10 protein-coding genes are annotated in these 14,199 nt (G+C 70.0%); 7 read left to right on the top strand and 3 right to left on the bottom strand.

The window, feature by feature from the left end:
• Positions 1–7 precede the first annotated feature (7 nt).
• The 4 genes from iolB (at position 8) to ACFT32_RS26990 (ending at position 5,806) form a co-directional block, all read left to right on the top strand.
• Complete coding sequence (gene iolB, locus ACFT32_RS27005; protein WP_382494118.1) at positions 8–820, top strand: 5-deoxy-glucuronate isomerase; 813 nt, start codon at positions 8–10, stop codon at positions 818–820.
• Positions 817–2,694, top strand: coding sequence for a 3D-(3,5/4)-trihydroxycyclohexane-1,2-dione acylhydrolase (decyclizing) (iolD, locus tag ACFT32_RS27000; RefSeq protein ID WP_382494115.1), 1,878 nt, complete (start codon positions 817–819; stop codon positions 2,692–2,694). The genes iolB and iolD overlap by 4 nt, the downstream gene beginning before the upstream one ends.
• Before the next feature lie 14 nt (positions 2,695–2,708).
• Positions 2,709–4,211: a CoA-acylating methylmalonate-semialdehyde dehydrogenase gene (gene mmsA / locus ACFT32_RS26995; RefSeq protein WP_382494112.1), complete on the top strand. Its 1,503-nt coding sequence runs from the start codon at positions 2,709–2,711 to the stop codon at positions 4,209–4,211.
• 194 nt (positions 4,212–4,405) lie between these two features.
• Entirely contained in the window at positions 4,406–5,806 is a 1,401-nt protein-coding gene (locus ACFT32_RS26990) for an APC family permease (protein ID WP_382494110.1), read from the top strand.
• A gap of 7 nt (positions 5,807–5,813) precedes the next feature.
• Here ACFT32_RS26990 and ACFT32_RS26985 read toward each other — a convergent pair whose 3' ends face one another.
• From ACFT32_RS26985 to ACFT32_RS26975, 3 genes are all read right to left on the bottom strand, one after another.
• The gene (locus ACFT32_RS26985; protein ID WP_382494107.1) at positions 5,814–6,644 is read right to left on the bottom strand and encodes an aminoglycoside N(3)-acetyltransferase; all 831 of its coding nucleotides are present in this window, start codon (positions 6,642–6,644) and stop codon (positions 5,814–5,816) included.
• On the bottom strand, positions 6,641–7,843 hold the full coding sequence (locus tag ACFT32_RS26980; protein ID WP_382494666.1) for an FxsB family cyclophane-forming radical SAM/SPASM peptide maturase: 1,203 nt from the start codon (positions 7,841–7,843) through the stop codon (positions 6,641–6,643). The genes ACFT32_RS26985 and ACFT32_RS26980 overlap by 4 nt, the downstream gene beginning before the upstream one ends.
• Positions 7,844–7,917: 74 nt before the next feature.
• Positions 7,918–8,529 carry a hypothetical protein gene (locus ACFT32_RS26975; RefSeq protein ID WP_382494104.1) on the bottom strand — a complete coding sequence of 204 codons (612 nt, stop codon included), beginning with the start codon at positions 8,527–8,529 and terminating at the stop codon, positions 7,918–7,920.
• A gap of 374 nt (positions 8,530–8,903) precedes the next feature.
• On the opposite strand from ACFT32_RS26975, the gene ACFT32_RS26970 reads away from it, so the two are divergent.
• The 3 genes from ACFT32_RS26970 (at position 8,904) to ACFT32_RS26960 (ending at position 14,084) form a co-directional block, all read left to right on the top strand.
• Positions 8,904–11,561, top strand: a complete 2,658-nt coding sequence (locus tag ACFT32_RS26970) for a CocE/NonD family hydrolase (RefSeq protein ID WP_382494101.1) — start codon at positions 8,904–8,906, stop codon at positions 11,559–11,561.
• Positions 11,558–12,424: an ABC transporter permease gene (locus ACFT32_RS26965; RefSeq protein ID WP_382494098.1), complete on the top strand. Its 867-nt coding sequence runs from the start codon at positions 11,558–11,560 to the stop codon at positions 12,422–12,424. Before ACFT32_RS26970 ends, ACFT32_RS26965 begins: the two co-directional genes overlap by 4 nt.
• Before the next feature lie 148 nt (positions 12,425–12,572).
• Positions 12,573–14,084: a von Willebrand factor type A domain-containing protein gene (locus tag ACFT32_RS26960; RefSeq protein WP_382494096.1), complete on the top strand. Its 1,512-nt coding sequence runs from the start codon at positions 12,573–12,575 to the stop codon at positions 14,082–14,084.
• Positions 14,085–14,199 lie beyond the last annotated feature (115 nt).

Below are 14,199 nucleotides of genomic sequence, written 5' to 3'. Positions count from 1 at the left end.
CCGCTTCATGACCAGTGAGCTGTACGTTCCCAAGGGCACCACCGGCGATGTGAACTACGTCCTGGACATCGACCCCAAGCGGGCCGGCTGGACGCACTGCAGCCTGCGGATCGTGGAGCTGGCACCGGGCGGCACCCACACCTTCACCACCGGGGACAGCGAGTGGATCGTGCTGCCCCTGCGGGGCGCGTGCACCGTGCGCGTCGAAGACGAAGAGTTCCACCTCTCGGGCAGGAGGAGCGTGTTCGCGTCGGCCACCGACTTCGCGTACGCGCCCCGTGACGCCCGGGCCCAGATCGCCTCCGGCGCGGGAGGCCGCTTTGCTTTGGCAGGAGCGAAGTGCGAGCGACAACTCCCCGCCCGCTACGGCCCCGCGCCGGAGGTCCCCGTCGAGCAGCGTGGCAGCGGCACCAGCCTGCGGCACGTCCGCAACTTCGCCTCCGCCGACGCCTTCGACTGCGACAAGCTCATCGCGGTCGAGGTGATCACCCCCGGCGGTAACTGGTCCTCGTACCCGCCGCACAAGCACGACGAGCACCGCCCCGGCGAGGAGTCGGAGCTGGAGGAGATCTACTACTTCGAGATCGACGGCCCGAACGGTTTCGGCTATCAGCGCGTATTCCCCTCGCGTGAGGGCGGCTCCGACGTCCTCACGGAGGTCCGCTCCGGCGACGCCGTCCTCGTCCCCGACGGATGGCACGGCCCGTCCATCGCCCAGCCAGGCCACGACATGTACTACCTGAATGTCATGGCCGGACCGGGTGACACGAGGGAGTGGCGGATCTGCTTCCACCCGGACCATACGGAGGGTTACCGATGACGACCCGGCTGACCGTCGCGCAAGCGCTGGTCCGTTTCCTCGCCGCCCAGTACACCGAACGCGACGGCGTACGGCAGCGGCTCATCGGCGCCACCTGGGGCATCTTCGGCCACGGCAACGTCGCCGGTATCGGCCAGGCGCTCCTGGAGCACCCCGACGCGATGCCGTACCACCAGGGCCGCAACGAACAGGCCATGGTGCACGCGGCGGTCGGCTACGCCCGGCAGTCCAACCGGCTGTCCACGCACGCGGTGACGACCTCCATCGGCCCGGGCGCCACCAACCTGGTCACCGGAGCCGCCCTCGCGACCATCAACCACCTGCCGGTGCTGCTCCTGCCCGGCGACGTGTTCGCGGCCCGCCCCGCCGACCCGGTCCTGCAGCAGCTCGAAGTGCCGTACGCGGGCGATGTGTCGGTCAACGACTGTCTGCGCCCGGTGTCGAAGTACTTCGACCGGATCACCCGGCCGGAGGCCCTGATCCCCTCCGCGCTGAACGCGATGCGCGTCCTCACCGACCCCGTCGAGACCGGCGCCGTCACCCTCGCGCTGCCCCAGGACGTGCAGGCCGAGGCGTACGACTGGCCCGAGGAGTTCTTCGCCGAGCGCGTCTGGACCGTACGGCGTCCCGGTGCCGACCCGACGGAACTCGCCGAGGCGGCACGGATCATCCGCGCGGCGGCCAGGCCCCTGGTCGTCGCGGGCGGCGGCGTCCACCACAGCCGCGCCGAGGATGCGCTCGCCGAGTTCGCCGGAACCACCGGCATCCCGGTCGCCTCCACCCAGGCCGGCAAGGGCTCCCTGCGCCACGACCACCCCCAGGACGTCGGCGGCGTCGGCCACACCGGCACGGCGACGGCGGACGAGCTGGCCCGCACCGCCGACCTGGTGATCGGCGTGGGGACCAGGTACACCGACTTCACCACCGCCTCCGGCACGCTCTTCTCGAACCCGGATGTCCGGTTCCTCAACCTCAACATCGCGCCCTTCGACGGCCACAAGCTCGCCGGGCAGCCCCTGATCGCCGACGCCCGCAGCGGCCTCACGGAACTCACCGACGCCCTCCGCCTGCACGCGTACCGGGTCGCGGACTCCTACGCCACCGAGTACACCGAGGACAAGGAGCGCTGGGAGCAGCGCGTCGACGCCTGCTACGAGGTGGACGAACCGGACACCCGCCCCAGTCAGCCGCAGGTCCTCGGCGCCCTGGACGCCCTCGCCGACGAGTCGGACATCATCGTCAACGCGGCCGGTTCACTCCCCGGCGACCTGCACAAACTGTGGCGGACACGCTCCTGCGACCAGTACCACCTGGAGTACGGCTACTCCTGCATGGGCTACGAGATCCCGGCCGCGATCGGCGTGAAGATGGCCGCGCCCGACCGGCCCGTGTGGGCGCTGGTCGGCGACGGCACGTATCTGATGATGCCGACCGAGATCGTGACGGCCGTGCAGGAGGGCATCGCGATCAAGGTCCTGATCATCCAGAACCACGGCTACGCCTCCATCGGCGGGCTGTCCGAGTCGGTCGGCGGCGAGCGGTTCGGCACCGCCTACCGCTACCCGTCCGAGGACGGCACGTACACGGGGCCGCCGCTGCCGGTCGACCTCGCCGCCAACGCGGCCAGCCTCGGCATGCGCGTACTGCGCGCGAAGACCGTACGGGACCTGCGTGAGGCGCTCGCGGAGGCCCGTGCCGCCGACACTCCCACATGTGTCTACGTCGAGACCCAAACGGCAGACACAGTGTCGGGCGCGCCTCCCGCGCAGGCCTGGTGGGATGTACCTGTGGCCGAGACCGCGACACGACCGTCCGCGGTCAAGGCACGTGAGCTGTACGAACGGCACGTCTCCACCCGACGCCGCCATCTGTGAAGGAGTTCCCGGCCATGACGAAGATCGTCAACCACTGGATCGGCGGCAAGACCGTCGAAGGCGCCTCGGGCACGCACGGGCCGGTGACCAACCCGGCGACCGGCGCGGTGACGACGAAGGTCGCGTTCGCCTCGGTGGACGAGGTGGACGCGGCGGTAGCCGCCGCCAAGGAGGCCTACGCCACCTGGGGCCAGTCCTCGCTGGCCCAGCGGACCTCGATCCTCTTCAAGTTCCGGGCGCTGCTGGACGCCAACCGGGACGCCATCGCCGAGCTGATCACCGCCGAGCACGGCAAGGTGCACAGCGACGCGCTCGGCGAAGTCGCCCGCGGCCTGGAGATCGTCGACCTGGCCTGCGGCATCAACGTCCAGCTCAAGGGCGAGCTGTCGACGCAGGTCGCGAGCCGCGTCGACGTCTCCTCCATCCGGCAGCCGCTCGGGGTCGTCGCGGGCATCACGCCGTTCAACTTCCCGGCGATGGTGCCGATGTGGATGTTCCCCATCGCCATCGCGTGCGGCAACACGTTCGTGCTGAAGCCGTCCGAGAAGGACCCGTCGGCCTCCCTCAAGATCGCCGAGCTGCTGGCGGAAGCCGGGCTGCCGGACGGCGTCTTCAACGTCGTCCACGGCGACAAGGTGGCCGTCGACCGGCTCCTGGAGCACCCGGACGTCAAGGCCGTCTCCTTCGTGGGCTCGACCCCGATCGCCCGCTACATCCACACCACGGCCTCCGCGAACGGCAAGCGCGTCCAGGCCCTGGGCGGCGCCAAGAACCACATGCTGGTCCTCCCGGACGCCGACCTGGACGCGGCTGCCGACGCCGCCGTGTCGGCCGCCTACGGCTCGGCGGGCGAGCGCTGCATGGCGATCTCCGCCGTCGTCGCGGTCGGCTCGATCGGCGACGAACTGGTGGAGAAGATCCGCGAGCGCGCCGAGAAGATCAAGATCGGCCCCGGCGACGACCCGACCTCCGAGATGGGCCCGCTCATCACCAAGGTCCACCGCGACAAGGTGGCGTCGTACGTCGAGGGCGCGGCGGCCGAGGGCTGCGAGGTCGTCCTGGACGGCACCGGCCACACCGTCGACGGCTTCGAGGACGGCCACTGGATCGGCATCTCGCTGCTCGACAAGGTGCCCACGTCCGCCAAGGCCTACCAGGACGAGATCTTCGGCCCGGTGCTGACCGTGCTGCGCACCGAGACCTACGAAGAGGCGCTGGACATCGTCAACGCCTCGCCGTTCGGCAACGGCACCGCCATCTTCACCCGGGACGGCGGCGCGGCCCGCCGCTTCCAGCTGGAGGTCGAGGCCGGCATGGTCGGTGTGAACGTCCCGATCCCGGTCCCCGTGGGCTACCACTCCTTCGGCGGCTGGAAGGACTCGCTCTTCGGCGACCACCACATCTACGGCAACGACGGCACGCACTTCTACACCCGCGGCAAGGTCGTCACCACCCGCTGGCCGGACCCGGCCGACGCCCCGGCGGGCGTGGACCTGGGCTTCCCGCGCAACCACTGAGGTTTTTTCTCCGGGGGCGCCTGCGGTTCTCGCAGGCGCCCCCGGACCTGTTCCCACTGACTTCAGGGTGCTCAAAAGGACAGTCAGATCGTCTTTCTGCTGCGGATTTCGCAGGCAAACAGGCATTGACGGGCTGCTTTTCGTCGGGGTTCGATGCTGCGCACATCCACCGCCGAGCCGATGGGAACCGCCGCATGACCGACACGCTCCGTCCTGTCGAGACAGCCGTGGCGCACGCGCCGGACAGTCACCCCAGGAAGCTCAAGCGCTCCATCGGAGTCGTCGGCGGCACCCTCCTCACCCTCTCCTGCGTGACCCCCGCGTCGACCCTCTTCGTGGTGGTCCCGGACCTGTTCGGCTCGCTCGGCACCGCCACCGCCCTCACCATCGCCGTCGGCTCGCTGCTCTGCGTCGCGGTGGCGTTCTGCTACGCGGAGCTGGGCACCCTCATCCCCAGCGCCGGCGGCGAGTACGCGATGGTCTCGACGATGGCCGGGCGTCTGGCGGGCTGGCTGGTCTTCGTCCTCTCGCTCCTGGTCGTGATGATCGTCCCGCCGGTCATCGCCATGGGCACGGCCGACTACCTCGCCCCGGTCGCTCACCTCGACCCGTCCTGGACGGGCGCCTCGGTCATGCTGCTCGCCACCCTCGCCGGCCTGCTCGACCTGCGCGCCAACGCCTGGATCACCGGCGTCTTCCTGGTCCTGGAGGTCATCGCGGCGGCCGTGGTCGCCGTCCTGGGCTTCACCCACGCCGAGCGCGGCCCGGACAGCCTGGTCTCGATGCAGGTGGCCGGCCCGAGCGGCGCCCCGGACACCGTCACGGCCCTGCTCGTGGTCTCCGGCCTCGCGATCGCCCTGTTCGTCACCCAGGGCTTCTCCACCGCCGTCTACCTCTCCGAGGAACTGGAGAACCCGCGCCGCACGGTCGCCCGTACCATCCTGGCCACCCTCGCCATCTCCGCCGTGATCATCCTGGTCCCGGTCGTCGCCATCACCCTGGGCGCGTCCGATCTGACCGAGCTGACCGGCGGCGACATCGGCACCATGGTCACCGCCTGGTCCAACTCGGCCGTCGGCACGTTCGTCAGCCTCTGCGTGGCCCTCGCGATCATCAACGCCGGGATCGTCATGGTCATCCAGAACTCCCGCGTCCTGTTCGCCTCGGCCCGCGACAAGGCCTGGCCCGCCCCGGTGAACACCCTCTTCTCCCGCCTCGGCCGCTTCGGCTCCCCCTGGGTGTCCACCCTCGCCGTGGGCGTCCCCGGCGCGGCCCTGTGCTTCGTGAACCTGGACACCCTGTACGGCGTCACAGGCGTCTCGGTCACCGGCATGTACCTGCTGGTCGCGATCGCCGCCCTGCGCACCCGCCGCGGCCCGCACCGCCACACCCAGGCCTGGCGCATGCCCCTGTGGCCGACGGCCCCGGTCCTGCTGATCGTGGTCCTGGTCTACATCCTGAGCGAGCAGGACCCGACGTACCTGCTCTGGACGGGCGGCATCACAGCGGCAGCGACCCTGTACTGGGCGTTGTACCTGCGCCCGCGCGGGGAAACGCGCTGGCTGGTGACGGTCCCTGAGGATGCCCGGGACTGAGGACCCCTCAAGCTCGTCGGCCCGGACGATGGGTGGACAGCCACGTCACCGCGTGGTCGACGGCGTCCCGGAGGGGAAACACCCTGACGGCGGCTCTTCCGACTGTGCCAGTGGTGACAGATGCCCCGCTCCGCTCGAACGACGAGCCCAGCGCCGCGAAGTCGCTGTCGTCGAGCGCCACATCCGCGTAACTCCACCAGGTACGTTCGCCCCGGACCCGGACGACGCAGTGGTACTCCCGCTGCGGCCGTTCCGGCACGCGGTACTCGGCCAGGTGAAACGCGGTACAGGAGGCGAACCCCACCCCCAGGAGGAGCACCTTGGCATGCTCCTCGTACAGCCGTGCCAGTGGGGAGCGTTCCCCGAGATGACAACTGGCGGAATGATCGGAGACGACCTTCCGGGCGAGAGGGCCGATGGCGGCAAACGACGTCTGGGGGTGATCGCTGCGCATCCCGTCGGGATGGGTCCGCACCTCTTCGGCCACGCGCCCCATCGACGGCGCCGGCGTGTGCTGCGGGTCATAGGGCGGCATTGTCCTTCGCAGCTCCGCCACCTGTTGCTCGGTGCATCCTTGGACGCGCCGGAGGTACGCGGGTGAGGTGTCCGAGTTCTCGGGCGTGAAGGCCGGCACCACAAGCGTGCCATCGGGCCCGAGCGCCGTAAGCAGCGCGCGCACCACCGCCCGGCTCCCGTCCTGCACCGGGCCCAGGCTTCGCAGGGATGAGTGCGTCAGCAGAAGGTCGCCGGCTCCGATGCCCAACGCCCGGAGTTCAGCGGTCAGCGTGGCTTCGTCGATGGCTGGTCGATCTGAACGGTCGTGGAGTCTCTGCATCATGACCTTTCTGCGTCGGTCTGCCGCGATGCCCTCACGAGCCGAGGCCTGTCCTGGAAATACGAGATCATTTTCTTCAGGTCGCGGCAGAAGACGGAGGGGTTGTCGAATCCGTTCTCGGCCCTGAAACGGTGGGCGTAGAGCCCTCCTCCGCACATCCTCACCACTGAACACGACCGACAGGAGGTGCAGAGGCCCGCGATGCCGCGCCGACGCTTCCGCATCGCCGGATGAGCAGCGACCTCGTCCAGGCTGTGCGAGAAGACGGTCATGCCCATCGCAGGGGCCCCGGGATAGGCGATCTTGAGGGAATCGGCCTGCTCGAATGTTCCGTCGGTTTCGACCACCACGAGTTCGACCGAGTCCGTGCCCATCGACTCGACGAGCGAAGGGCCGCCTCCCAGAAGGCTCAGCACCGAGTCGAAGAGCCGCACCGGCACGGGGCACCCGGCGGCGAACCACTGTTCGGCGATGGTGATCAGCCAGTCCGCGTACGGAGTGGCTCCCGGGCCCGACCGTGGAGGCGGGGTGTTCCACGTGGCGTGCGGCAGCAGAAAGTCGATCTTTGGAGGGTCCAGTGCGAGCAGGGTCTCGTAGGTTCGCAGGGGATCGTTCTCGAGGTCGATCGTGCAGAGAATTCCCGCGAACGAATTGCGATGGCGTGACTCCTGGAGAAGCTGAACCGCGCCCACGACACGGTCATAGCTGCCGCGTCCGTCCGCGAAGCGGCGATGCCGGTCGTGCGCGGTCCGGTCACCGTCCACCGATACGCCGACCTTGATGTCGTACGCCCGGAAAATCTCACAGAACTGCTCGTCCAGACGGACAGCGTTCGTCTGGAGCCGTAGATCCAGTCGACAAAGGCCGTCGAGTGCGGAACGGAATTCCTGCGCGATCCGCCGCAGTCGCGTGTGCCCCACGAGAAGCGGTTCGCCGCCATGCAGTACCAAGTGCACGGTGTTCAGCCGGTGAGCGATCACGTGCTCGGCCATCCTCGCGGCGGTTTGTGCGACGACGTCCTGGGACATGACCCGCGGCCGGCCGCGCCAGCTCTGATCAGCATGCTCGTAGACGTAGCAGTGGTCGCATGCCAGGTCGCAACGACTGTGCACCTTCACCACGAACTGCCGTAATGCCGGACCGGACCCGGCTGCAGATGCGTCAGATGCAGGATTGGAATGCGGCAGACCAGCCTTGGTCATGGTCACCCCACTCTGTTCTCCGGGCGGGGCCCTCGGCTTCCACGGGGCTCTGTGCGGTAGAGGTCGAATCCTGCTCACGACTCGTCGGTGGCCAGCGCGCTGCGCACTTCGACCTCGGCTCCACGGAGACAGTGGAGGATTCGCTCATGGGTATCCCCTACGCCATCGGTCACTCGTAGCCGGATGTACAGATTGTCGAGCACGGAGATTGCAGGGATGGACAGGCGGGCCGCGTACAACCCTTTGTCGTTGGCGGCGCTGAGCGGGAACCCGGCGCCGAGCGGGTTGATATCGAAGTCCTTGCCGATCTGCAGGCCCAGTGACTCGAGTTTTTCGACGGCCGCTTGATAGCCGTGCCACGGGACGTTCTCGGGAAAAACCTCCGTGTCCCGTGGCTGGACGTAGTACTCGACGCTTTCGGCCACGGCGTTGTGTGTGCCTCCGCTGCGTATTTCGACGACCCACACGAGCTTGCTGCTCATGCCGTGCCCAGCACTGCTCACCTGGCCGCCCCAGCCGATGATGGGCCGTACAGTCCGCGCATACTGAGCGCGTGCGAAGACGAAGCCGAGCGCCACGGCGAGGAGGCTTCCCAAGGCCTCCTGATCAAGCAGGGAGAGTCGCCAGGGCCACTCCTGCCTGACTGACCGGGGCAGGTTGCTCATGACCATCTCCCAGATGGTCATGGTGACGAGTGTGATGAGTAGAGCAACAGGTGCTGTGAACAGTAGTGGGCTTCGGTGTGTCCGATGCTGACGGTCGTCGAGATGTCCTGAACCCGGCAGGGTGGTGCCACCTGGCATAGGGGATTTCCCGCTTTCGCTCAACGGGCACTCGGGTGCCGCACAGCATGGCAGTAGGGAAATTGCCCTCCCAGGCACTTTCTGGACATTCTCGCGTCGATGCTCCTGTGGCTGCCGTGGTAATTGTCGAAAGGACGGCTGCGATCTCCGTACTGCGGATGCGGTACAGCGGCGGAGCTCCGTACTCCCCTGGGAGGTCCCGCACTTCCGTCTCCGGTCGACAACTGTTCGACAGGTTGACCCCGTACCGTTGACGCATGGATCTTCGACTGCCCGGACTCCACGGGCTGCTTCGGCGACCTCGGCGGCTCCTCGCCGCCGGGGCCGCCGTCGTCGTGCTCGCGGGCGCGGGAACGTGGACGGCCGTCGCGAACGACGAGACGCCCCCGGTCCACCGCGAAGACCGGACCCTGGCCACCGCCGACGGCGTGCGCGTCGACACCTCGTACTTCACCTCCGGCGGCGACGGCCGCCGCCCCGCCGTGCTGCTCGGTCACGGCTTCGGCGGCAGCAAGAACGACGTACGGCAGCAGGCCGAGGGCCTCGCCAGAGACGGCTACGCGGTCCTGACCTGGTCGGCGCGCGGCTTCGGCAAGTCGAACGGGAAGATCGGCCTGAACGACCCCAAGGGCGAGGTCGCCGACGTCTCGAAGCTCCTCGACTGGCTGGCGAAGCAGCCCCAGGTCGAGCTGGACAAGCCCGGAGATCCACGCGTGGGCATGGCGGGCGGCTCCTACGGCGGCGCCATCGCGCTGCTGACGGCGGGGCACGACGACCGGGTCGACGCCATCGCCCCGGCGATCACGTACTGGAACCTCGCCGACGCGCTGTTCCCGAACGGCGTGTTCAAGAAGCTGTGGGCCGGCATCTTCGTCAACTCCGGCGGCGGCTGCGATAAGTTCGAGCCCGCGCTGTGCCGGATGTACGAGCGGGTCGCCGAGTCGGGCACACCGGACGCCGAGGCGCGCAAGCTGCTGGAGGAGCGCTCACCGTCGGCCGTGGGGAAGGACATCGACGTGCCGACCCTGCTGATGCAGGGCCAGTCCGACTCCCTCTTCCCGCTCGGCCAGGCCGACCAGGCCGCGAAGGCCGTCCGCGCCAACGGCGCCCCCGTCGACGTCGACTGGATCGCGGGCGGCCACGACGGCGGCGACATGGAGACCGGCCGCGTCCAGGACCGCGTCACCACCTGGTTCGACCGCTATCTGAAGGACGACAAGGCCGCCGACACCGGCCCCGCCTTCCGTGTCACCCGCACCCTCGGCACCGGCTCCGGCGACGGCGAACCCCGCCTGACCGGCGTGACCTCGGACCGCTACCCCGGCCTGGAGGCCGAGCAGCGCTCCATCGCCCTGGCCGGCCGCGAGCAGCGCTTCGACAACCCGCCCGGCGCCAGCCCGCCCGGCGTCTCCGCCCTGCCCGGCCTCGGCGGCGCCGGCGGCCTCAGCCAGCTCTCCACGCTCGGCATCGGCATCTCGCTCGACTTCCCCGGCCAGTTCGCCGCGTTCGAGTCGAAGCCCTTCAGCGAAGACGTCCAGATCACCGGCTCGCCCACCGCCACCGTCCACGTGAAGTCCACCAGCGACGACGCCGTGCTCTTCGCGAAGGTCTACGACGTCGGCCCGGGCGGCGCCGCCCAGCAGGTCCTGCCCTCCCAGCTCGTCACGCCCCTCAGGGTCGAGGGCGCCAAGGCGGGCAAGGACGTCACGATCACCCTCCCGGCGATCGACCACGAGATCGACGACGGCCACCGGCTGCGCCTGGTCCTCGCCTCGACGGACCTCGGCTACGCCTCCCCGGCCTCCCCGGCCACCTACACCGTCTCCCTCAAGGGCGATCTGAAGGTCCCCTCGGCCCTCGGCCAGCGCGACACCCAGGGCGGGCTGCCCGCCTGGGTGTGGTGGATGCCGATCGCCGGCGCCGTGATCGCCCTGGCCCTGCTCGTCACGGGCCACCGCCGCACCGCCGCCCCCGCCCCGCCCGACCCCGAGCTCGCCGAAGTCCCGCTCCAGATCACGGACCTGACCAAGCGCTACGCGAAGTCGTCCGAGCGGTACGCCGTCAAGGACCTGTCGTTCCGTGTGGAGAAGGGCCAGGTGCTGGGTCTCCTCGGCCCCAACGGAGCGGGGAAGACGACCACCCTGCGCATGCTGATGGGCCTGATCAGGCCGGACGGCGGCGAGATCCGCGTCTTCGGCCACGCCATCAGCGCGGGCGCCCCGGTCCTCTCCCGGGTCGGCGCCTTCGTCGAGGGCGCGGGCTTCCTGCCGCATCTGTCCGGCCGCGAGAACCTGGAGCTGTACTGGCGCGCCACCGGCCGCCCCGCCGAGGACGCGCACATGGAGGAGGCCCTGGAGATCGCGGGCCTGGGCGACGCGCTCGCCCGCGCGGTGCGCACCTACTCCCAGGGCATGCGCCAGCGCCTGGCCATCGCGCAGGCCATGCTCGGCCTGCCTGACCTGCTCATCCTCGACGAACCGACCAACGGCCTCGACCCGCCCCAGATCCGCGAGATGCGCGAGGTGATGATCCGCTACGCCGCTGCGGGCCGCACGGTCATCGTCTCCAGCCACCTGCTCGCGGAGGTGGAGCAGACCTGCACCCACCTGGTCGTGATGGACCACGGACAGCTCGTCCAGGCGGGCCCGGTCGAGGACATCGTCGGCTCGGGCGACACGCTTCTGGTCGGCACGGCCACGCCCGTGGACGAGCCCGTCGTGGAGAAGGTCACCGCCCTGCCGGGCGTCGCCTCGGCCGTGCGCACCGACGAGGGCCTCCTGGTCCAGCTCGACGCCGACGGCTCCCCGCAGCGTCTGATCGCCGAACTCGTACGGCTCGACGTGCCGGTGCGGTCGGTCGGCCCGCACCGCCGCCTGGAGGACGCCTTCCTCACCCTGATCGGAGCCGAAGCATGAGCAAGCTCGCCGAGCCGCCCGTCGAGGTCGCCGACGGCTACCGCGCGGGCCGCACCCTGCCCTTGCGGGTCGAGCTGGTCCGGCAGCTGAAGCGGCGCCGCACGATGGTCATGGGCGGCGTCCTGTTCGCCCTGCCGGTCATCCTGCTCATCGCCTTCCAGGTCGGCGGCGCCCCGGGCGGCAACAACAACCGTGTGAACCTCATGGACACGGCGACGGCGTCCGGGGCGAACTTCGCCGCGGTCAACCTGTTCTCCGCCGCCGGCTTCCTGCTGGTCATCCCCGTCGCCCTTTTCTGCGGGGACACCGTCGCCTCCGAGGCCAGCTGGTCCTCCCTGCGCTATCTGCTCGCGGCGCCCGTGCCCCGGGCCCGGCTGCTGTGGTCCAAGCTCGCCGTCGGACTCACCCTGAGCTTCGCGGCGATGGTCCTGCTCCCGGTCGTCGCCCTAGCCGTCGGCACGGCGGCCTACGGCTGGGGCCCGCTCGAACTCCCCACCGGCGGCAGTCTGTCCACGGGCACGGCCGCCCAGCGCATCCTGATCGTCGTCGCGTACATCATGGTGTCCCAACTGGTCACCGCCGCCCTGGCGTTCTACCTGTCGACCCGGACGGACGCACCGCTCGGCGCGGTCGGCGGCGCGGTGTTCCTGACCATCATCGGCAGCGTCCTCGACGAGGTGACGGCCCTCGGCGACTGGCGCCACTTCCTGCCCGCGCACTGGCAGTACGCCTGGCTCGACGCCGTCCGGCCGCAACTGGAGTGGTCGGACATGATCCAGGGCACATCGATTTCCGTAACGTACGCGCTCGTGCTGTTCGCCCTGGCCTTCCGCGGTTTCGCCCGCAAGGACGTCGTCTCCTAGGTCAACGGAGGATCTCCCACCGGTCTCGGAGGGCCGTCTCCGTGGCCGCTTCGAGACGCTTCCGCAACGCTCCGTACCGCACGTTCTCACCCCCTGCGCCGTCACAGTCGCAAGAAGCCGACACCGACGGACCCAGGGGGCACGGACGATGGAGCCGTACCGGACACGAAAACTGTTGCTCGCTCTCACGGCGGCGAGCGGACTCCTGCTCACCGCGTGCAGCGGAGGCGCCGACAGCAGCGGGGGCAGCAGGGCGGCCGACCGCGACGGCTACAGCTCGGGCCTGACCGCACCCACGCACGGCGACGAACTCAGCGAGCAGGAGGACCACCGCCGGGAGAACCCCCGCCACCTCTCCACCTTCGCCCTCGACGTCGACACCGCCTCCTACGACTACGCCCGCCGCGCCCTCGCCGACGGCCGGTTCCCCGACCCCTCGACGGTCCGCCCCGAGGAGTTCGTCAACAGCTTCCGCCAGGACTACGAACGCCCGGACGGCGACGGCTTCTCGGTCACCGTCGACGGCGCCCGCACCGACGACGAGGACTGGTCCCTGGTCCGCGTGGGCCTCGCCACCCGCTCCGCGGAACGCACCGGCGAACGCCCGCCCGCCGCCCTCACCTTCGTCATCGACGTCTCCGGCTCCATGGCCGAACCGGGCCGCCTGGACCTCGCCCAGGAGTCCCTGGCCGTGATGACGGACCGGCTGCGCGACGACGACTCGGTCGCCCTCGTCGCCTTCAGCGACGAGGCCGAGACCGTCCTGCCCATGACCCGCCTCGACGGCAACCGCGACGAGGTCCACGACGCCATCGCCGAGCTGGAGATCCAGAACTCCACCAACCTCGGCGCGGGCGTCGAGACCGGCTACGAACAGGCCGTCGAGGGCCTGCGCGAGGGCGCCACCAACCGGGTCGTCCTCGTCTCCGACGCCCTCGCCAACACCGGCGACACCGACGCCGACGCCATCCTGGAGCGGATCTCCGGCGAACGCCGCGAGCACGGCATCACCCTCTTCGGCGTCGGCGTGGGCAGCGACTACGGCGACGCCCTCATGGAGAACCTCGCCGACAAGGGCGACGGCCACACCGTGTACGTGTCAGACCCGGACGAGGCCCGCAAGGTCTTCTGCGAGCAGCTCCCGCGCCACATCGACCTCACGGCCCGCGACGCCAAGGCCCAGGTCGCCTTCGACCCCGAGACCGTCGAGGAGTTCCGCCTGATCGGCTACGACAACCGCCGCGTCGCCGACGAGGACTTCCGCGACGACCGCGTCGACGGCGGCGAGGTCGGCCCCGGCCACACCGTCACCGCCCTGTACGCCGTCCGCACCGAGCCGGGCGCCGAGGGCCACCTCGCCACCGCCACCGTCCGCTGGCTCGACCCGGACACCCGCGACCCCCACGAGGAGTCCGGCGACCTCGAGACCGACGCCCTCCACGACTCCCCGCGTTCCGCCCCGAAGCGCTTCCAGGTCACCGCGGTGGCCGCCTACTTCGCCGACGCCCTCCGCCGGGGAGACGACCACATCCCGGGAGCCCCGGCCGGCTTCAAGGAACTCGCCGACCGCGCACGCACGTTGGCCGACAGCACCGAGGACGGGGCCGTGGAAGACCTCGCCAAGGCCGTCGAACAGGCGGCCCGAGGGCGGGACCGATAAGCCTCCCGGCCTTCGCCCGCACGGCGGGCCAACCGGGTGAACCTGCGGAACCAATCCTCCCGCGACGGGTTGATGAGGCAGTAGAGCATGCGGTGCTGCGATTTTCACCGCTGCC

The organism is Streptomyces sp. NPDC057002, from assembly GCF_042673825.1.
Classification (GTDB): domain Bacteria; phylum Actinomycetota; class Actinomycetes; order Streptomycetales; family Streptomycetaceae; genus Streptomyces.
Note: the sequence above shows the minus strand (reverse complement) of the source record. Positions and strands in the feature narration are given on the sequence as shown.